Source organism: Halosimplex halobium, from assembly GCF_051414055.1.
GTDB lineage: Archaea > Halobacteriota > Halobacteria > Halobacteriales > Haloarculaceae > Halosimplex > Halosimplex halobium.
Genome location: NZ_JBLKNX010000004.1, coordinates 277,515 through 296,658, shown reverse-complemented (window position 1 = coordinate 296,658; position 19,144 = coordinate 277,515). Strand labels below are relative to the sequence as shown.

Annotated in this window: 11 protein-coding genes; 1 reads left to right on the top strand and 10 read right to left on the bottom strand. The window is 70.1% G+C overall.

All coding sequences use genetic code 11. The annotated features are described in order from the left end of the window. Nucleotides 1-2 precede the first annotated feature (2 nt). Together ACMGFG_RS06215 and ACMGFG_RS06210 are read right to left on the bottom strand one after the other, a co-directional pair. Nucleotides 3-1,052 (bottom strand): TrmB family transcriptional regulator, encoded by a 1,050-nt coding sequence (locus tag ACMGFG_RS06215; protein WP_436929477.1) that lies wholly within the window; start codon nt 1,050-1,052, stop codon nt 3-5. 183 nt (nt 1,053-1,235) lie between these two features. Further along, a complete protein-coding gene (locus tag ACMGFG_RS06210; protein ID WP_436929476.1) occupies nt 1,236-3,398 on the bottom strand; it encodes an ABC transporter substrate-binding protein in 2,163 nt (720 codons plus the stop codon). Between the two features lie 296 nt (nt 3,399-3,694). On the opposite strand from ACMGFG_RS06210, the gene ACMGFG_RS06205 reads away from it, so the two are divergent. Beyond that, nucleotides 3,695-4,603, top strand: coding sequence for an RIO1 family regulatory kinase/ATPase domain-containing protein (locus tag ACMGFG_RS06205; RefSeq protein WP_436929475.1), 909 nt, complete (start codon nt 3,695-3,697; stop codon nt 4,601-4,603). A 187-nt stretch (nt 4,604-4,790) separates the two neighbouring features. Here ACMGFG_RS06205 and ACMGFG_RS06200 read toward each other — a convergent pair whose 3' ends face one another. From ACMGFG_RS06200 to ACMGFG_RS06165, 8 genes are all read right to left on the bottom strand, one after another. Next, a complete protein-coding gene (locus ACMGFG_RS06200) occupies nt 4,791-5,354 on the bottom strand; it encodes a DoxX family protein (protein WP_436929474.1) in 564 nt (187 codons plus the stop codon). Between the two features lie 236 nt (nt 5,355-5,590). Next, on the bottom strand, nt 5,591-7,474 hold the full coding sequence (locus ACMGFG_RS06195; RefSeq protein ID WP_436929473.1) for a glycoside hydrolase family 5 protein: 1,884 nt from the start codon (nt 7,472-7,474) through the stop codon (nt 5,591-5,593). Between the two features lie 130 nt (nt 7,475-7,604). Further along, nucleotides 7,605-9,467, bottom strand: a complete 1,863-nt coding sequence (locus ACMGFG_RS06190; RefSeq protein WP_436929472.1) for a hypothetical protein — start codon at nt 9,465-9,467, stop codon at nt 7,605-7,607. 195 nt (nt 9,468-9,662) lie between these two features. Continuing rightward, complete coding sequence (locus ACMGFG_RS06185) at nt 9,663-11,279, bottom strand: cellulase family glycosylhydrolase (protein ID WP_436929471.1); 1,617 nt, start codon at nt 11,277-11,279, stop codon at nt 9,663-9,665. Nucleotides 11,280-11,391: 112 nt separating this feature from the next. After that, nucleotides 11,392-14,073 carry an endo-1,4-beta-xylanase gene (locus ACMGFG_RS06180; protein WP_436929470.1) on the bottom strand — a complete coding sequence of 894 codons (2,682 nt, stop codon included), beginning with the start codon at nt 14,071-14,073 and terminating at the stop codon, nt 11,392-11,394. Between the two features lie 28 nt (nt 14,074-14,101). Next, a complete protein-coding gene (locus ACMGFG_RS06175) occupies nt 14,102-17,131 on the bottom strand; it encodes a fibronectin type III domain-containing protein (protein WP_436929469.1) in 3,030 nt (1,009 codons plus the stop codon). A 6-nt stretch (nt 17,132-17,137) separates the two neighbouring features. Further along, on the bottom strand, nt 17,138-18,607 hold the full coding sequence (locus ACMGFG_RS06170) for a GH12 family glycosyl hydrolase domain-containing protein (protein WP_436929468.1): 1,470 nt from the start codon (nt 18,605-18,607) through the stop codon (nt 17,138-17,140). Between the two features lie 36 nt (nt 18,608-18,643). Next, complete coding sequence (locus ACMGFG_RS06165) at nt 18,644-19,123, bottom strand: fibronectin type III domain-containing protein (protein WP_436929467.1); 480 nt, start codon at nt 19,121-19,123, stop codon at nt 18,644-18,646. Between the last annotated feature and the right edge of the window lie 21 nt (nt 19,124-19,144).

Sequence of the window (19,144 nt, the reverse complement as noted above, 5' to 3'; positions counted from 1 at the left end):
TCTCACTCCTCGACCGGCCGGAGTACGACGCTCGTCCCGCGGTAGTCTTCGAGGAAGCCGCCGGGTGCGCCGACGCTGACCGGCCCGTCGTCGGCCTCGACGACGAGGCTGTTCTCCAGCGTGAACTCGCTGGTGACGGGGTCGACCAGCGCCTGGCGCACCTCGCGGACGCGGCCCGCGACCCGGTCGCCGCTCTCGGTTTCGACCTCGGCGCGCAACTCGGCGCCGGTCTCGCGGTGGCTGGCCGCGGCGAACGTCGCGGCCCGGAACCACTCGAAGGTCGCCGGGAGTTCGGGCGGGTCGGCGACCGAGACCTCCCGCGGGAACGGCCAGTAGGCGCCGAGGAACGTGGCGATGACCGCGCCCGTCAGCCCCCACTCGGAGACCCAGACGACCCCCTCCTCGAAGTAGGCGCCGTCGAACACCTCCGGGCTGCCGATCATCGCCCGCTCGTCGTCGGCGGCGTAGGCGAAGGCCATCTCGCCGCCCCAGCAGCGGACGGCCGTCGCCAGGTCCGCGTACCGGTCGGCCGCCTCGTCGAAGTCGTCGACCTCGCCGACCAGCAGGAGCACGAGCGCCCCGCGCTCGCGGGCCGCGCGCAGTTCCGACTCGACCTCCGGGACCACGTCCGCCGGCACCGAGACCAGCACCTCCGACGCCGCGCTCTCGATGTCCTCACGGAGGTTCTTCAGGGCCTTCCGCCGGGACTTGGCCATCTCGATCTCCGAGGTGCGGGGCTCGGTCTCGGTGAACCGTTCCTCCAGCGCGGGGGTCATCGCGTCGATGCGCCCGGAGATGTCGGCCATGGCCTCCCGCGGCGGGAGCGCCCGGACCGTCGTCGGCGAGACGTGGTCGTTGACCCGCACGAGCCCCCGCCCCTCGAGTCGCTCGGCGATGTTGTACACCGTCCGCTGGGTGACGCCCGCCTCGTCGGCGACCGCGCTGGTCGTCGCCTCCCCGAGCTCCAGCAGCGCGAAGTACGTGTCGATCTCGTTGTCCGAGAGCCCGAACACCCGCAACTGCTCCCGCAGCGCCGCGTCGTCTGAGTCCATTTGTGTCGATGTCTCGCTCGCGACTAATCGGTGTGACGTTCGGCGGGAGTCGTCCGGCGGCCGCGACGCCCGCGGGAGTGGGAGCGACATGCGAGGTCGCCGCCGCCGGGGCCACCGTGACAAGGAGTGTGGGAGCGACTGGCGTACGATACGTCGACCGGTGACGACGGCGTCGTTACATCGTTACCCCTCCTCCGGCGGTTCGAACTCGGTGTCGTAGCTGGCCTGGGCGATCCCGCCCAGCACGAGCACGTCCTCGATGCCGAACGACCGCTCGTAGTCGAACGCCCGGGCCGCGGAGTCCGGCCAGTCGAAGTCCCGGACGTTGCCGAACGACCCCTGCATGTACTGGTGGAACGGGAAGTGCGGGACGTAGAAGTTGTAGTACTTCGCGCAGGTGCGGTAGATCTCCTGGAGCTCCGCCTCGCTGTTGCCCGGCTGGCGGATCCTGTTGACGGTCTCGACGAGGTTGACCTCCGTCGCGTCGTCGAGTTCGGGCGCCTTGCCGGCCTCGTCGGGCGCCTCGAAGGCGCCCGGCTCGTTGGGCACGTCCTGCACGATCGGCTTGCCCTGGGTGTCGACGGTGTCCTCGGGCTTGGCCTCGAACGGATCCGGGGCGGTCGGGCTGCCGGCGACGAGCGTCTCGTCCCACCAGGCGCCCACGTCGTGGTAGTACTGGAAGACGTACGGGTCGCCGTGCCAGAACAGCGACGACTCGTAGTTCAGCCCGCTGTTGGGGTCCAGGTTGTTCGACCACGTCGACCACCCCTGCGTCGAGAGGTTCACGCCGAAGCCCCAGTTGGCCAGGTTCGCCCGGATCGTCTGGGCTGCCTGGACGTGTTCTGTGATCGTCGACGTGGCGAACAGATCGATCTCGGCGGGGTTGCCCGAGGGGTCGACCCACTGGCCGCCCTGCCTGCTGTAGCCCGCCCGCCGCATGTACTGGTCGGCGTTCTCCGTGTTCGACTCCCGCGAGTAGGTGTGTAGCTGGTCGAGGAACTCCTCGGAGAAGATCGCCTCCGACTGGGCATCCAGCAGGAACGTGTCGTGGGCCAGCGGCTGGGCGCCGCCCTCGCCCCAGCCGTTCTGCGAGACTGCGTTCCAGTCGACGGCCTCGACCAGCGCCCGGCGCACCCAGAGGTTCCGGAGGTGGGGGTTGTTCCAGTTGAACTTCCACATGTCCCCGCCCGTGGCGCGCAGCCACCGGGTGAACTCCTGCATGTAGTCGGGCAGCACCTCGCGGTTCAGCGCCGCGCCGGGCGACACGTCGCCGACGTTCACGTCGAGCACACCCTCGGTCTTCAGGGTCTGTGCGCGGCTCCCCTCCGCCCAGTAGATGGCGAGCTTCTCGACGTTGGTGTTCCCGGCGTTGGGGTGTTCTGGGTCGAGGTGGAGGACCATCCGCTCGGAGCCCACGTCGTCCATCGACTCCAGCCGGTAGGGACCCGTGCCGGCGAGGTACTCGTCGGTGCCGCCCTCGAGGGCGATGCGGTCGAGGGAGACGCGGTCGCTTTTCAGCTCGTCGGTCACCGACGTCACCTGGTCGCGCGACCCCGCGTCGCGATAGCGCTCCAGATACGGCTCGGTAAACGACGGGTGCAACGGCGGGTCGCCGTCGACCGGTCCCGCGTACGTCTCCAGGATGTTCCGCGCGGTCGGGTCCGGCTCCTGCTCGGGGACCGACCCCTTGTCCGTCCACTGGTGGAGCGTCCACTGCTCCTCGGCGCGCTGGTTGAACGTGGCCGACTCCGTGAACTTGTTGCCGGCCTGGAAGAAGTTGACGTGGTTGTGCTTCTCGCGGGCGACCGCGTCGTGGGGGTCGCCCGACCAGTAGGCCGACCGGTCGTCGTGGTGGTCGTACCAGTCGAAGGGCGCGTCGACCTCCCACCCCTCGATCCACGTCATGATCTCGATCTCCTCGTGGTCGGGCTTGTGCGGGGTCGGAACCGTCGTCCCCGAGTACGTCAGGTTCGTCGTGTGGACGTTCCGCAGCCCGTGGAGGTCGGACATCCACAGGTCACCCGCGGTGTTGTCCTGGGGCGTCCAGGGGTTCCAGTCGAACACGTCCGGCGAGTTCGCGTGCGCGTAGGCGATCGTGTCGACGACCGGCTCGCGGTCCGTCGCCGTCGGCGCCGCCGTCTCCGTCGACCCGTCGGTCTCCGTATCTCCGGTCGAAGTCGGCTCGACCGTGTCGTCGTTCGACCCCGGCGTCGCCGTCGAACCGCTCTCGCTCGGACAGCCGGCCAGCCCGGCCGCGCCCAGCCCCGCGATCACCTGTGCGTACCGGCGACGCGAGACGCCGCTCGACTCGCCGCCCGCCTCGCCACCCTCGTGATTGGCTACCATGGTGCGTGCCCTACTGTGGCTCACCCCTTGAAATAATTTCTGGAAGAAATCTTTTTTCGATATATTTTCAGCCGTCGTGTCCGGCTGTTCAGTCCTGCAGAACGGAAATTTCGCTCACGGGGGTTCGGTTGTGACGATCGCGAACGGACGATCGACCCCCCGCGAGCCCTGTGGAACCGTCTCGCCTCGCCGTCGCATCGACGATGGCCCTCGATTCGATATCGCGCTATATCATTTATCACCGGGGCACGGCCGACGCGTCGGGCTTTTCCCTATCGACGGAGTACGGGCGGGTAATGGTCCAGAACGTGGCATCCGTGATAGCCGACCTCGAACCCGAGGACTTCTATCTGCTCTCGGGGGTCGAGCAGGGGATGCGCTTCTCGGAGTACGTCAACCGCGAGAAGCTCCCCGAGTACACCCGCCTCTCCCCGGAGGACGTGGACTACCGGCTGGACCGCTGCGAGGACCGCGGGCTGGTCGAGCGCAAGACCATCCAGTACGAGGGGTTCAAGCTCACCTTCGAGGGCTACGACGCGCTCGCCCTGCACACCTTCGCCGAGCGGGAGACCTTCGACGGCGTCGGCGCCCCGCTGGGCGTCGGCAAGGAGAGCGACGTGTACGAGGTGCGCTCCTATCGCCCGCTCGCGCTGAAGTACCACCGCGAGGGGTACACCAACTTCCGCGAGGTGATGAAAGAACGCGACTACACGGCCGACCGCGACCACGTCTCCTGGCAGTACACCGCGCGCAAGGCCGCCGAGCGCGAGTACGACGCCCTCGAGACGCTGTATCCCGACGTGTCCGTCCCCCAGCCGGTCGACCACAATCGCCACGCCCTCGTCATGGAGAAGGTCGACGGCGTCGAGCTCTCCCGGACGAAGCTCACCGACGCCCAGGTGATCCCGGTCATGGAGCTGATCCTGGAGGAGATGGCGACCGCCTACGCCGAGGGGTACGTCCACGCCGACATGAGCGAGTACAACGTCTTCGTCACCGAGCAGGGCGTCGTCGTCTTCGACTGGCCCCAGGCCGTCCCCACCGACCACGACAACGCGCGCGAACTCCTCGAACGCGACGTGGAGAACCTCGTCGGCTACTTCGCCCGCAAGTATCCGGGTCACGTCGACGAGGTGGACGTCCCCGGCCTCGCCGCCGCGCTCGCGGACGACGCCTTCGAGTCCGTCGACGAGTTCGCCGGATAGGGACCGCCGCGGCCCGTTTGTCGATTTCTGACCTTCTGAAAGAGACGAGACTCCGTTACCGTTTCGTGCCCGTAAACTACATACCGCGATACCAAATCGGTGCGGCGCCGTTTCCGGGTACCCACAGACAGAGCGGCTCTCGGCGACGATACCGGAGCCGCGAAAAATAGTCGTCCCGGCCCCGGCCTCAGCCGAGGATGTATCCGAGGCGCGGGTAGCGCTCGATCAGCGTTTCGCCGCCGACCTCGTAGCGCTCGATGAGCGTGTCCAGGCCGAGGATCCGGCCGGCGCCGAAGGCGGCGACGGCGAGGAACACGAGCATGTAGGCGAAGTCGCCGTTGATGAGCCCGTGTTCGATGCTCCAGTTCCCGAAGTAGAACATGAGCATCATGAGCGCGCCGAAAAACGCCGCGAGGCGGACCAGCGCACCGACGAGCAGACCCAGCCCGATGAGGACCTCGCCCCACGGGACGGCCACGTTCGCGAACGCGACGAACCAGTTCGTCGTCCCCATCCAGACGAACATGCCCTCGAGGGGGTTGCCGTTCGCCCCGGCCGCGTGGACCAGGTACCCCTGGGCGGTGAACCCGCCTTCCAGGACCTTCGTCGCCCCCGAGTACAGGAACGCGTAGCCCATCATGAGCCGCAGCGCAAGCACGAACCACGCCGACAGGCTGTGTGCCTTGCCGTGGACGGTCAGGCCGCCGATTCTGCTCTCGAACTCGTTGACGCCGGGGGTGGTCGTTGCCATTGTGTTGACCTCTATCTGGACAGACGCCGGCCGGGTGGATATACCCGACAGGCTGTTCTCCGCTTGCGAGAAGCGTTCTCGGCGAGTGAGAAACGCTACCCGGAAAACCGTGGCGCTCGACCCGTCGCGCCGGACGTACGAGAGACGAGTCGAGCGAGGATGAGACACCGGCGACCGGAAGGGCGACGGAGCCCCGGCGAACGGAGCGGACGACTGCAGCCGGGAGAGCGGTGGCGCTACTCCAGCCGGACGCCGCCGATCCGAAGCGTGCTGGCCCCGCCCTGCCAGAAGTTCAGCCGCACCGACAGCGACGAGGACGACCGGTCGACGCCCGCCGACACCATGTCGACGGCGACTTCCGAACGGGAAGTGCCGATCGAGTCGTCGGTCACGTCGGCGAGCAGCCCGCTAGCGCCGCCCATGCTGAACCGGATCTCCGACTCCTCGCCCCCGTCCGCGCCGACCACCGAGAGAACGAGCGTGTCGTAGTCGCTCACGTCGCGGTTGATCTGCTCCTGGTACCAGCCGCCGCTGTCGTACTCCAGAACCAGGGCCCCATCCTCGACCTCGCCGCCGCCGTTCTCGAACGATCCGGCCCCGCACCACTGCCCGAGGTCGTTCCGGTTGCTCGACCACGCCGGGTCGCCGTCGTAGTCGTTGACCACCAGCGCGTCGGCGGCCGTCGTGTCCGTGGGCGTGTTCGGCTCGTCGGTCGGCGTTGGCGTCGACGTGGGGCCGCTGGGCGTCGGCGTGGGCGTGGCCGTCGGCGGCGTCGCGGTCGGGGTATCGGTGGGTGTCGCCGTGGGGGTGTCGTCGTCGGTTCCGGTGTCCACCTCGCCGGCGGGCACGTCCTCGTCGCGGTGGGCCGCGAGTTCGTCCCGCCAGAACTCGCCGTACTCCTTGACCGACCAGTCGTGGTCGAGCATCGCCGGTCGCCACTTGCTGTCGAAACACCAGACCTGCCAGTGGACGTCGTAGTCGGCGAAGAAATCGAGGAACTCCCGGCCCTCGTCGTCGGCCGTCCCGGTGACGTAGTCGGCGCCGTGCTCGCCCCAGCCGAACTCGGTCATGAACACGGGCACCTCCTCCGCGGGCGTCCCGAAGTACTCCGAGAGCGGCCGGAGATTCTGGTGGCCGTAGACGTGGCCGGTGTAGGCGAGGTTGTCGCCGTCGAACTCGTTTCTCGGCGCCTGGTAGGTCCACTGGCTCCAGCGGGGCGAGCCGATCAGGACCAGGTTCCGCGGCGCGTGCTCGCGGATGGTGTCGACCCACGGCTGGGCCGCCTCCCTCCAGGTGTTCCACGTCTCGATAGCCTCGTCGTCGTTCGGCGCCACGTCGACGTTCGGCTCGTAGTGGCCCTGGTAGGGGTGGATCGGCTCGTTGTACACCTCGAAGAGGACGTGCGACTCGTCGGCGAACTCCGGGGCCACCGTCTCCCAGAACATCTGAAGCTCCTCGTCGATGCCCTCGCTGGTGTAGGCGTGCTCGTCGTCCCGCCCGCGGTGGCGGTGGTAGTCGACGATGCAGTAGACGTTCTGCTCCGCACAGGTGTCGACCGCCGGGCGGAGGTGGTTCTCGACGTACCGTTCGAGCTGTGACTGCGAGAACCCGGGGACCGGCGGGATACCGCCGGGGTCGTGGCCCCCCACGTCGGTCGGCTGGATCGGGAGGCGGACGATCCGCGAGTACCACCCCTCGTCGGCGCTGGTCGCCCGCTCGATGGTCTCGTCGGCGTCGGGGCGAAAGTCCTTGACGTTCATCCGCTTGGCGTCGGGGACGTTCACCCCCCGGAGGACCACCTTGTTGTCGCTGGGGTCGCGGATCAGGTTGCCGTCGCGGTGGAGCCACGGCGTGGGGATGCCGTCGGCGGCGGCGCTACCGGTGATCCCGACGCCGAGCGCCGTCGCAGCGCCCGCCCCCGCGGCCGTCCGCAGGAACGTCCGCCGGGAGACGGCGTCGACCCGGCGGGCGATCCCGTCGGCGTAGCCGCCGGCGGAGTCGCCGGTCGCGCCGTCGGTGCTCGGGCCGGCTTCCGGCGAGGCAGTCCGGTCGCCCGTCGACGGGTCGGTCCGGTCGTCGGTCGATGCGTCGGTCCGTTCGCTGGTGTCGTCGTGTGACATCTGAGGATGGAGTGGGATCGGCGACCGGGGCGCCCCGGTCAGGGGCCGCGACGCCGCGGTCGCGGGCGGGGTTCGGAAACGGTCGTGGTCGGTTCGGGAACGGTCGCGGCCGATTCGTGAGCGACCGCGGTCAGTTCGGCACCCGGTACTTCAGGTCGATGGCGTCGATGATCGGGTCGTTGCGGTTGAGGTTCGTCTCCAGCTCGACGTGCAGCGAGTCGAGCATCGTCTCGACCAGCTCCTGGCGCTCGCTGCTGGTCGACCACGCGCTCCCGTCGCGGGGCGTACCGATCTCCATGGCGACGCTCTGGCCGGGGTAGATCGTCCGCATGTGGTACGGCTCGTCGTGGTTGGCCAGCCGGACCGCGTAGACGGACAGCTCCTCGTAGTCGGGGTGGTTCACCTCGATCACGTCGCGCTGGGGGTGGCCCAGCGACGCGCTCGGTCGGTGTGGGTTGTTCCAGTGGCCGTCCGAGAGATTCGAGGCGTTCCCCGACGGGCCGAGCCACCAGATGACCGCCGCGTCCTGGAAGTACGGCACCTCGCTGGTGTTCTTCAGCTTGATGTACTGGTTCATGTAGCTCCCGCTGGTCTCGTGGATCCGGATCTCCGCCTCCATCGGCGCCGTTGCAGTGAACCCGTCGCCGCCGAGCGACTCGCCGGTCACCGGGTCGACCTTCTCGGCCGCGGCGTCGAGCACCGGGTTCTCCGGGTTGTTGTAGACGGAGTCGGGCAGGTTGCCGGCGCTCCCCCACTCGCGGCTGTCGTCGTACTGGGGCTGGTCGTGGGCCCGGTCACGGATACGCACCTCCATCGGCTGGTAGGTCCGGGCGTCCGTCGGCCAGCGGTCCTGGACGAACTGGTCGGGGTCGTTGGTCGCCGCCGTCGGCCCCGCGGTCTCGTCCCAGACGTTCGTGGGCTCGTCGTGGACGCCCGGGTCCTCCTCCTCGTCGGGCAGCAGCGCCAGCCGCGGGAGCAGCTTCACCGTCGCGTGGGCCGGGAAGTCGTTCTCGGCGAGCTGTTTCACGTACGGCAGTGCCTGCGTGCCCAGCTGGCCGAGCGTCAGCGACCCGTCGCCGACGTTGTTCTCGACGGCGCTCACGTCGTAGCCGAACTCCTCGGCCTTCTCGGAGTCGGTCCACTCCTGGAGCTTCGACCCCGTCTCGCCCGGCAGGTAGTCCGTGAAGTCCCGCGGGACGTAGTAGGGGTCGTCGAAGTGCTCGTAGAGGTCGGCGACCGTCGTGCTCTCGGTGATCTCCGAGGCGGGCGGCAGCGAGTCAGGTTCCGGCGGCCGGTCGGGGAACGGCACGTCCCAGGTGCTCCCGTCGTCGGGCGCGTCCGTCGGCGTCTCGTCGTCGGGTTCGTCGGTGGGTGTGTCGTCGTCGGGCGCGTCGGTCGGCGTCGGCGTGTCGGTCGGTGTCGGCGTCGACGGGTCCGCCGGCGTCGGCGTCGCGGTCGACGGCGGCGCCTCGCCGTCGCTCGTGAACGCGATGCGGTCGATCTCGACGGCGCCGGCGGCGCCCTGCCAGAAGTTCAGCCGGACGGCCTTCGGGCTCTCGGGGTCGGCCCCGACCGCCGAGAGGTCGACCGACACCGTCGACCACTCCGTGCCGATCGTGTCGTCGGTGAGGTTGCCGAGCAGGTCCCTGGCGCCCCCCACGTCGACCAGGAAGTCGCTCTCCTCGCCGCCGGCGTCCCCCCGAACGCGCATCGTCAGCCGGTCGCGGTCGGCGACCGACTGGCGGACGTTGCTCGCGAACCAGCCGGCGTTGTCGTACTCCAGCCGGAGCGCGCCGTCGGCGACCTCGCCACTGCCGTCGCCGTTCGCGAAACTCCCCGCGCCGGCCCAGTTGCCCAGGTCGTTCGAGCCGGGATAGCTCCCCCCGTCGAAGTCGTGGACGACCAGCGCGGACTCCTGGGCCAGCACCGTCGAGGCCAGCCCCAGGCTTCCGAATGCGATACCCCCCTTCAGTACGGTTCGTCTGTCGACCATTGCAGAATACACATGCGTCCGATAGCTGTTAAATTTAACGAATAGAAAAATAATCTTTACCAATCACTAACCGTGCCGGGCCGGGCGGACCCGGCAGCGACAGCGGTCGGCCGGCGCCGCGCGGCGCCGGCCGGAGACGGTGTGGAGACGGGGCGAAGCCCCGGGGGAACGGCAGCCGTGGAGCGGTGAGTGCTCCTATTCGAGTCTCACCCCCTCGATACGCAGCGTACTGGCCCCGCCCTGCCAGAAGTTCAGCCGCACCGACAGCGCCGAGGACGAGCGGTCGATCCCGGCGCCATCCATGTCGACGCGCACGTCCGTCGCACTCGTCCCGACCGAGTCGTCGGTCACGTCGGCGAGCGTGGTGCGCACGCCGCCCATGTCGAACAGCACCTCCGACTCCTCGCCGCCGTCCGCGCCGCTGACGCGCAGGACGAGGTCGCTGTAGTCGGTGACCGGGCGGTTGATCTGCTCCTGATACCAGCCGCCGTTGTCGTACTCCAGAACCAGGGCTCCGTCCTCGACCTCGCCGCCGCCGTTCTCGAACGACCCGGCCCCGCACCACTGCCCGAGGTCGTTGCGATGGGACGACCACGCCGGGTCCCCGTCGTAGTCGTTCACCACGAGGGCGTCCGCGGCCGGCGTGTCCGTCGGCGTGTCCGGCTCGTCGGTGGGCGTCGGCGTGTCCGGCTCGTCGGTGGGCGTCGGCGTGTCCGGCTCGTCCGTCGGCCTCCCCGGCTCGTCGGTCGGCGAGTCCGTCGCGGTCCCGCCGTCGCCGAGCCGGCCGTAGACGACCGAGAAGTAGTCGCTCGCCGTGTAGCTGTCGGCCGAGCAGTCGTCGCCCCAGTACGGCGAGGCCATGTTCATCGGGTCCGCCGAGCCGTCGCCGTTCCAGGCCCAGCCGACGACCGGCCAGCCCAGCTCGCTCGCGTAGTCGACGATGGCCGACCAGTCGGCGCCCGTCGAGTTCGCGTAGTTGCCGAACTCCCCGATCATGCAGGGGTAGCTCGTCCCGTCCATCGCGTCGAGGTCCTCGGGGACGAGGTGCTCGCCGGTCGTCGCGTTCCACGCGCTGGGATAGACGTGCGCCGAGAGGATCAGGTCGTCGTCGTCGATCTGCTCGGCCGCGTCGGCCAGGCGGTAGGTGCCCTGGCCCCACCCGGGCGCGTCGCAGACGATCGGCCCCGAGTAGCTCGTCTCCGAGCGGACGGTGTCGATCGCCTCGTTGTACGCGTCGGCGTACTCCCCGGCGGTCACCTGGTGGTTGCCCCACTCGTTCATCATGTTCACCGTGAACGAGGTGTCCGCCGAGAGCGTCTCGTAGTGCTCCGCCCAGAACTCCGCGGCCTCCTGCAGCGCCGCGGCGCTGGCCGACCCGTTGTCGGGGTAGTGGTGGTACGTGGCGATCACGTCCAGCCCGTGGGCCGCGGCCTCGTCGATCCAGCGCTTGGCGTCTGCGACCGTCGTGGCGACCTCGCCGAAGTCGAACGGCTCGATCTCGATCCGGACCGTCTCGATGTCCGGGTACTCCGCCATGAGGTCGTAGCCCAGGTCCTGGTCGCCGCCGCAGAAGTACGACGGCTGCAGGTTGACGCCGTCGCCGAAGGCGGCGCCGGCGGCCGTCGAGACGGTCGCGCCGAGCGTGCCGACCGCGCCGAGCGCGACGCCGCCGCCGAGCCCGCGCAGCACCGTCCGACGCCGCGGGCCGTCGTTCGAGGCGTCGCCGCTACCGCCGGCCGGTCCGCGTCCGTCCGAACGGTCGCGTCGCTGTTCGCCGTCCTGTGCCTGTCGTGGTGGGTCGTCGGAGTCCATGGGTCGTGTCTCGCGTGGAGTGTGGCCGTCGTGTCTCGCGTGGGTGTGGGCGGACGGACGCCGCGGCGGGGCCGCCGGCGGTGTGTCGCCGACGGACCCGCCGTCGTGGTCGTCAGGAGACGGTGACTTCGACCGTGTCGGTGGTCGAAGCGCCCTCGTTGTTCGTCGCGGTCAGTTCGACCGTGTAGGTGCCCGCCGAGTCGTAGGTCGCCTCGGCGTACCAGCCGCTGGCCGACTCGCCGTTGCCCAGGCTCCACGACAGCGAGTCGATCCAGTTGCCCGAGTCGGTGGTGTCGGTCACGCGGAAGCTGACCCGCTCGCCGACCGACGCCGAGGTCGCGCTCGGGTCGATCTCCGCGACGAGGTCGCCGCTCGTCCCGCCGTCGGAGCCGTCGGAGCCGTCGGAGCCGTCCGACCCGTCGGACCCGTCGGAACCGTCCGAGCCGTCCGACCCGTCACCGGAGTCGTCGGAGCCGTCCGAGCCGTCGCCGCCCCCGCCGGAGCCGCCGAAGGCGATGCGGTCGATCTCGACGGCGCCGGAGGTGCCCTGCCAGAAGTTCAGCCGGACGGACTGGGGGTTCTCGAGGTCCGCGCCGGCCGCCTCGAGGTCGACCGACACCGTCGACCACTCCGTGCCGATCGTGTCGTCGGTGAGGTTGCCGAGCAGGTCGCTCGCACCGCCGACCTGGACGGTGAAGTCGTCCTCCTCGCCGCCCGCGTCGCCGCGGACGCGGAGGTGCAGCGTCGGCCGGTCGGCGACCGACTGCGCGACGTTCGACCCCATCCAGCCGGCGTTGTCGTACTCCAGTCGGAGCGCGCCGTCCGACACTTCGCCGCTGCCGCCGCCGTTGGCGAAGCTACCGCCGTCGGCCCAGTTGCCCAGGTCGTTCGACCCGGGGTAGTTGCCGCCGTCGAACTCGTGGACGACCAGCGCGTCGCCGGCCGGCTCGTCGGTCCCGTCCTCGCCGTCGTCGCCGTCCTCGCCGTCGCCGGCGGCGTCGGTCGTCGCCGTGACCGTCGCGGCGTCGGACTCGTTGCCGGCGGCGTCGACCGCCGAGACGCCGACCGTGTAGCTCGTCTCCGCCGACAGCCCCTCGACGGTCGCCGTGGTCATGCCGGCACCCACGGTCTGGTCCCGACCCCCGTCGACGGAGACGACGTACCCGTCCAGCCCCGAAGAGCCGTTGTCGGAGACGCCGTCCCAGGTGACGGTGACCGTCGAGTCGGTCGTCGCCGACACCGAGAGATTCTCCGGCACCGACGGCGGCTGGGTGTCGTCGCTCCCCTCGCCGTCGCCCTCGACGGTGACGGTGACGGTCGTCGTGCCCGAGGCGTCCGAGACCGAAACCGTCTCGGTCGTCTCCCCGCTGTCGGTGCTGACCGTGACCTCGTGGTCGCCGAGGAAGGCGGTCGTCGCGTAGGCCCCCGACCCGTCGGTCGTCCCGCTGTCGTCGGTCCACCACTCGTCGTAGACCAGCCCCGTCCACACGTCGTAGGCGGGTTTCTGCGACCAGTTCTGGTAGAAGAGGGGGGCCTCGTCCTTCCAGTGGTCGCCGTCCCAGAAGCCCCACATGACGAAGGCGTCGACGCCAGGGTGGGAGAACGCACCGCGCAGATAGTTCTCGGTCACGTCGGCGCGTTCCTCGTCGTCCTCCCAGTCGTCGCCGTTGTACGTGTCGAACTCCGTGATCTTCACGCGCGCGCCGTGGTCGGCCCACTTGTTGATCTCGGCGACCACCTGGTCTGCGTCGATGCGGCCGTCGGGGTCGCTGTTCGTGTTGAACTCGCCCTGGCGGGCGGCGACGTGGGCCTGCAGCCCGACGGTGTCCAGCTGCGCCCCGTTGGCATTGATGTGGTCGATCTCGGACTCGTAGCGGTTGTCGGTGTAGGCGTAGGGGAACTGGTTGAAGTCGTTGACCGCGACCCCCAGGTCGTAGCCGTTCTCCTCGATGACTTCCGCGGCCTTGTCGTACCAGTCGGCCAGCAGCTGGGAGGTCCACGGGACGACCTCGCCGGTCCAGGGCTCCTCGGTGTCGATCCGGTCGCCGTAGACCCCCAGCTGGAGCTGGTAGGCGTGCATCGCCTCGTTGACGACCTCCCACTCGGTCAGGTCGTCGCCGTAGTGGGTGATGATCTCCTCGATGTGGTTCATCGAGCGCTCGCGGATCGTCTCGGCGTCGTTGTTGTCGATGGCCGTCTGGATGTCCGAGGGGATGGCCGCCACGTCCTCGCGACCCCAGAGACAGACGTGCCCACGCACGTCCAGACCCCGGTCGAGTAGCCAGTCGGTCGCCTCGTCGGCGGTCTGGCGGTTGTTCTCCCAGAACCGCCACTTGTGGTGGTTGCCGAGGACCGCCGTGTTGAACAGCTCGGGGACGTACTCGCGGTAGTTGTCCCCCTCGCTGGAGCCGTTGATCAGCCTGTCGGCGTTGACGGCCGTCCCGAAGCCGAACTGGTGTTCCCGCTGGGAGACCGAGACCTCGGCGCCCGAGACCGTCGAGCCGTCGGGGTTCTCGACGACCACCTCGAGGTCGCCCGTCCGGTGTTCCTGGATGCGCTCGTCGACGGTCTTCGACGTGTCGGCCGTCTCCGCGGCCGCCGTCCCCGTCCCGGCGCCCCCGAGACCCGCCATCGCGGCGGCCGCCAGCGACGCCTTCAGGTAGTCCCGCCGGTCCATCGACGCCAGCGCCTCGGCGTCGTGGGAGGGGTCCGGACGCTCGGCGTCCGTCTCGACCGTCTCGCTGTCTACCGACGCCGTCGTCGATTCGGTGTCGTTCGTGTCGTCGTCTATCATAGATGTAGATGTCGTCGTGCGTCGTTCGCTACTCGAGCCGTATCTCCTCGATCGTCAGGGTGCTGGCTTCGCCCTGCCAGAAGTTCAGGCGCAGCGACAGCGACGACGAAGTCCGGTCGATCCCGGCCGACGCCAGGTCGACACGGACTTCCCCCGTGCTCGTGCCGATGGCGTCGTCGGTGACGTTCGAGAGCATGGTGCGGACGCCGCCCATGTCGAAGAGGACTTCCGATTCCTCGCCGCCATCGGCGCCGCGGATCGTGAACACGAGCGTGTCGTAGTCGCTCACGTCGCGGTTGATCTGCTCCTGGAACCAGCCGCCGTTGTCGTACTCCAGGACCAGGGCGCCGCCGGTCTCCTCGCCGCCGCCGTTCTCGAAGGAGCCGGCGCCACACCACTGCCCCAGGTCGTTGCGGTGGCTCGACCACCCCGGGTCCCCGTCGTAGTTGTCGACCACCAGCGCGTCGGCGGGTTCGTCGCTCCCGCCGTCGTCGCTCGCGTCGGTCGTGGCCGTGACGGTCGTTGCCGCGGACTCGTTGCCGGCGCCGTCGACCGCCGTGACCGCGACCTCGTAGGTGGTGTCGGCCGACAGCCCGTCGACCGTCGCCGAGGTGGTCCCTGCGGGGACGGTCCGTGCCGCTTCGCCGTCGACGGAGACGACGTAGCTCTCGAGACCGCTCCCGCCCTCGTCGGTCACCGCGTCCCAGGAGACGGAGACCGACGAGCCCGTCGTCCCGGTCACCGAGAGGTTCGCCGGGGCGGGCGGGGCGGTCGTGTCGCCCGCGGGCGCGGTCGTCGCGGACACGCTCGCCGCCGCCGACTCGTTGCCGGCACCGTCGACCGCCGTGACCGCGACCGTGTAGCTCGTCTCCGCCGACAGCCCGTCGACCGTCGCCGAGGTGGTCCCCGCGGGGACGGTCTGGACCTCGCTGCCGTCGACCGAGACCGTGTAGTGGTCGAGCCCGCTGCCGCCGGTGTCGGTGACGGCGTCCCAGTCGACCGAGACGGCGGTGTCGGTCGTGTCGGTCACCGAGAGCTCGGCGGGCGCCGGCGGTGCGGTCGTGTCGCCGCTCCCCTCGGACTCGCCGAACTCGATCCAGTCGAAGTTCCAGGCGCCCGACTCGGCGGTGACCCGGACGACGTGCTCGCCCTCGGGGAGGTCGAGGTCGCCGACGCGGATCGTCTGCCAGTTCGACCAGCCGCCGGTCTGCCACACGTCCTGGGTCGCCAGCGTCTCGCCGTCGACGGAGACCCGCAGCGCCCCGCCCCCGCCGCTGCCGGCCGCGACGTTGACACGCGTGGTGCGGGTCCCCGCCGACTCGACCTGGACGGTGTACTCCAGCCACTCGCCGGTCGCGATGTAGCCGACGTTGTAGCCGGTGTTGGCCGACGTGCCGATGTCGACGGCGGTGTCGCGGTAGTCGGCGCCGCCCCTGTTCGCGGGCGTGGTGTCGTAGTAGCTGACCCCCTGGCCGCCCTCGTCGAAGTCCTCGGCCTGGACGCGGCCGGGCAGGGTGTGCGGGCCGTTGTACGGCGACTGCTGAGCGTCGCGCGCGATCGTCTCGGCGACCGCGGTCGCCGGGTCGGACTCGTTGCCGGCGTCGTCCTCCGCGGTGACGGCCACCTCGTAGGTCGTCGCCGGCTCCAGTCCCGAGACGGTCGCCGTAGTGGCGCCGGGCAGCGCCTCCTGGACCCGTTCGCCGTCGAGATAGACGGTGTAGTGGGAGAGGCCGGCCCCGCCCTCGTCGGTCACGGCGTCCCACGAGAGGTCGAAGCCGATCTCCGTGGCGTTCGAGACCGCGAGGTCGCCGAGCGCCGGCGGCGCCGTCGCGTCGTCGACCGTGCTCGCCGGGACGCTGTCGTCTCGCTCCTCGTCGAGCCAGGTCCTGATGAACCCGCCCATCTGTTCGTCGCCGTCTTTCAGCGTCCAGTCGCTGGCCGCCCCGTCGCCGGGCGACTCGAAGAACGCGGGTTCCCAGGAGTCGTCGAAACACCAGGAGATCCAGCCCATGTTGGCGTAGCCCTCCGCCCACTCGCGGAAGGGCTGGCCCCACCCCGAGTTGGTCCCCCGGTCGATGTTGCCCCCCTCGGGGTCCCAGCCGAACTCCGTGATCACGACCGGGACGTCGTTCGCGGGCTCGCCGTAGTACTGGTCGAACTCCGAGGGAGCACCGTTGTCCGGGTAGATGTGCCCCGCGTAGATCAGGTTGTCACCCTCGAAGGGGTACTCCGGCGCCATGTGGGTCACCGAGGTCCACCGGGGCGACCCGATGACGACCGGCGTCTCGGGCGCGTGCTCGCGCACGAGGTCGACCCACGGCTGGGCGGCGTCGCGCCAGGTCTGCCACGCCCCGGCGTCGTCGCCGTACATCGTCGGCTGGGTCGGCTCGTTGAACAGCTCGAAGAGGACGTGCTCGTCGTCGGCGAACTCCGGGGCGACCGCGCTCCAGAAGTTCGTCATCACGTCGTCGATGGGGTCGAGCGTGTCCTCGTTCTCCTCGTTGTACGTCTCGGTCGCCGCCTGGGTGTACGGCCGGATGAGGTGGAAGTCGACCAGCGCGTACACGTCCCGGGAGGCCAGGATCTCCACCGAGGGCCGGATGAACTCCTCGATCAGGGTGTCGATGCCGAAGTGGGCGACGTTGTCCTGGGTGAACGGCAGCCGGACGACGTTGGGGTGCCAGCCCCGCTCGGTGTCGGTCGCCCGCCGGAGCACCGCCTCGAAGGACTTGGGGTGGTACCGCCGGTAGAACGCCGGGTCGGCGGTGGCCATCCCGCGCAGCTGCACCTCGTTGCCCTCGGGGTCGCGGATCCACTTGCCGTCGGTGTGCAGCCGCGGCGTCGGCACGCCCGCGCTCGCGCGCCCGGACAGCAGCGTCCCGCCGGCCGCCGCCGCGCCGATGGTCTTCAGCGCCGTCCGCCGGGTCGCCGTCGCGGCGCCGTCGCGGCCGTCGCGGCCGTCGCGGCCGTCGCAGTCGTCGCCGCGCGAGTCGCCCCCCGCGGAGTCGCCGACGCCGTCGCGTCGATGCTCGTCGGTCGTGGTGTGGTCGTCGCTCATGGGGATCTACTCCAGGCGGATCGCCTCGATCGTCAGGGTGCTGGCTCCGCCCTGCCAGAAGTTCAGCCGCAGCGACGGCGACGAGCGGTCGATCCCCGCCGACGCCATGTCCACGCGGACCTCCCCGGTCGTCGTGCCGACGGCGTCGTCGGTCACGCCGGCGAGCATGGTCCGCACGCCGCCCATGTCGAACAGCACCTCCGACGCCTCGTCCCCGTCGGCGCCGCTGACTTCCAGGACCAGGTCGTCGTAGTCGCTCACGTCCCGGTTGATCTGGCTCTGGAACCAGCCGCCGTTGTCGTACTCCAGGACCAGAGCACCGTCCTCGACCTCGCCGGAGCCGTTCTCGAAGGAACCGGCGCCGCACCACTCGCCGAGGTCGTTCCGGTTGCTCGACCACGCCGGGTCCCCGTCGTAGTCGTTGACGACGAGGGCGTCCCCCGAGCCGCCGTCCCCGGGGTCGTCCGCCGGGGTGTCGGTCGGCGTGTCGGTCGGTGTGTCCGTGGGCGTGTCGGTCGGTGTGTCCGTGGGCGTGTCGGTCGGTGTGTCCGTGGGCGTGTCGGTCGGCGTCGGCGTCGGGGAGCTGCCGCCGTTGTCCGCGGACTCGCCGGAGCCGCTGGCGTAGGTGGTCCCGTTGACGGTCACGTCGAACGTCTCGTAGGTGGTCTGGCCGACACAGCCCGCCCAGTACTCGTTGCCGAGTTCGATCCCGGAGAGCCAGAGGTCCTCGCTGACGCCGTGTTCGTCGGTCATGTAGTCGACGATCGGTTGCAGGTCGATCTTCCCGCCGTCGTGGCCGCCCTGGATCCGGAAGATGTAGAACTCGGCGCTGGTGCCGCCGCCGGGGTAGGTCGTCCAGTGGTCGACCGTGTTGCCGTACTGGTCGGTCCAGACGGCCTCGGCCTCGACGGCGCCGTGGTCGTGCTGGTCGTTCCAGTCCAGCAGGAGCATGATCTCGTACTGGTGGGTCTGGGTCTGCTCGCTGACCGGCTGCTCCATCAACCACCACTCCTCGGCCCAGTCCCACTCGCCGCCGGACTGGCTGTAGTCGGCCTCGACGTCGATGACGAGTTCGTCGACGTCCCGCCGGCGCACCGGGAACTCGTCGACGCCGGTGTCCGAGCCCCACGGCTTGGTGCCGACGAGCACCTGCGGGTAGTTGATCCCCCCGCCGGTGCCCGAGGCGTCGAAGTCGTAGCCGTAGCTGCCGTCCTCGTTGAGCCAGATACACTGGTCGGCCGCCGAGTTGCCCCACTGGTTGTCCACCAGCGAGAAGCCGTCGGCCACCTCGATGGTGCCGTAGTCGGAGTTGCAGACCTCCTCGACTTTCGCCGCCGCGGCCCGGTCGCCCAGGCCGACGGCGAGGCCGCCGGCGCCGAGCGCGGCCCCGGCCTTGAGGACGCTCCGTCTGGTCGTGTCCGCGGCGTCCGCCGCGCTGTCGTCGCTCGATTCGGTCGTATCGTCGTCTCGTGTCATGTGTCCGTGTGTGCCGCGCTGCCCCGCTGTCGTCCGTCAGCTGTGCTCCTCGTCAGTCGCTCCGTCGGCGTGGTCGGCCTGGTCGGTCCTCCCGCCGGGAGCGCCCGACCGCGGCGAGCGCGAGTCCGGGCGGCGCGTCGCCGGCACGCCGTCGGCCTCGTCCGCCGCGGGGTCGAGCGAGTCGGTCGTCAGCCGCACGGTCGCGGGGCGGGACTCGACGCCCGCGCCGTCGACGGCGGTGACGCCGACCCGGTGGGTCGTCGCGGGCGCGAGGTTGGCGAGCGCGACGCGCGTCCGCTCGCGGCCGGCCTCGGCCCGCTTGGCCCCGTCGACGTAGACGTTGTAGTGGTCGGTCCGGGCCGGCGCCGTCGACGACCACGAGAGTGCGGCCGTGACGGCGGTGGTCCCGTCGACGGACAGCCCGGCGGGTGCGGCCCGCGCGACCGGCGCAGTACCCCCGGTACCGCGGTCGCGCGGGCCCCCCTCGTCCCCGTCGGCGTGCTCGTTGCGTGTCATGGCTGGGCCGCGTGTCGAGCG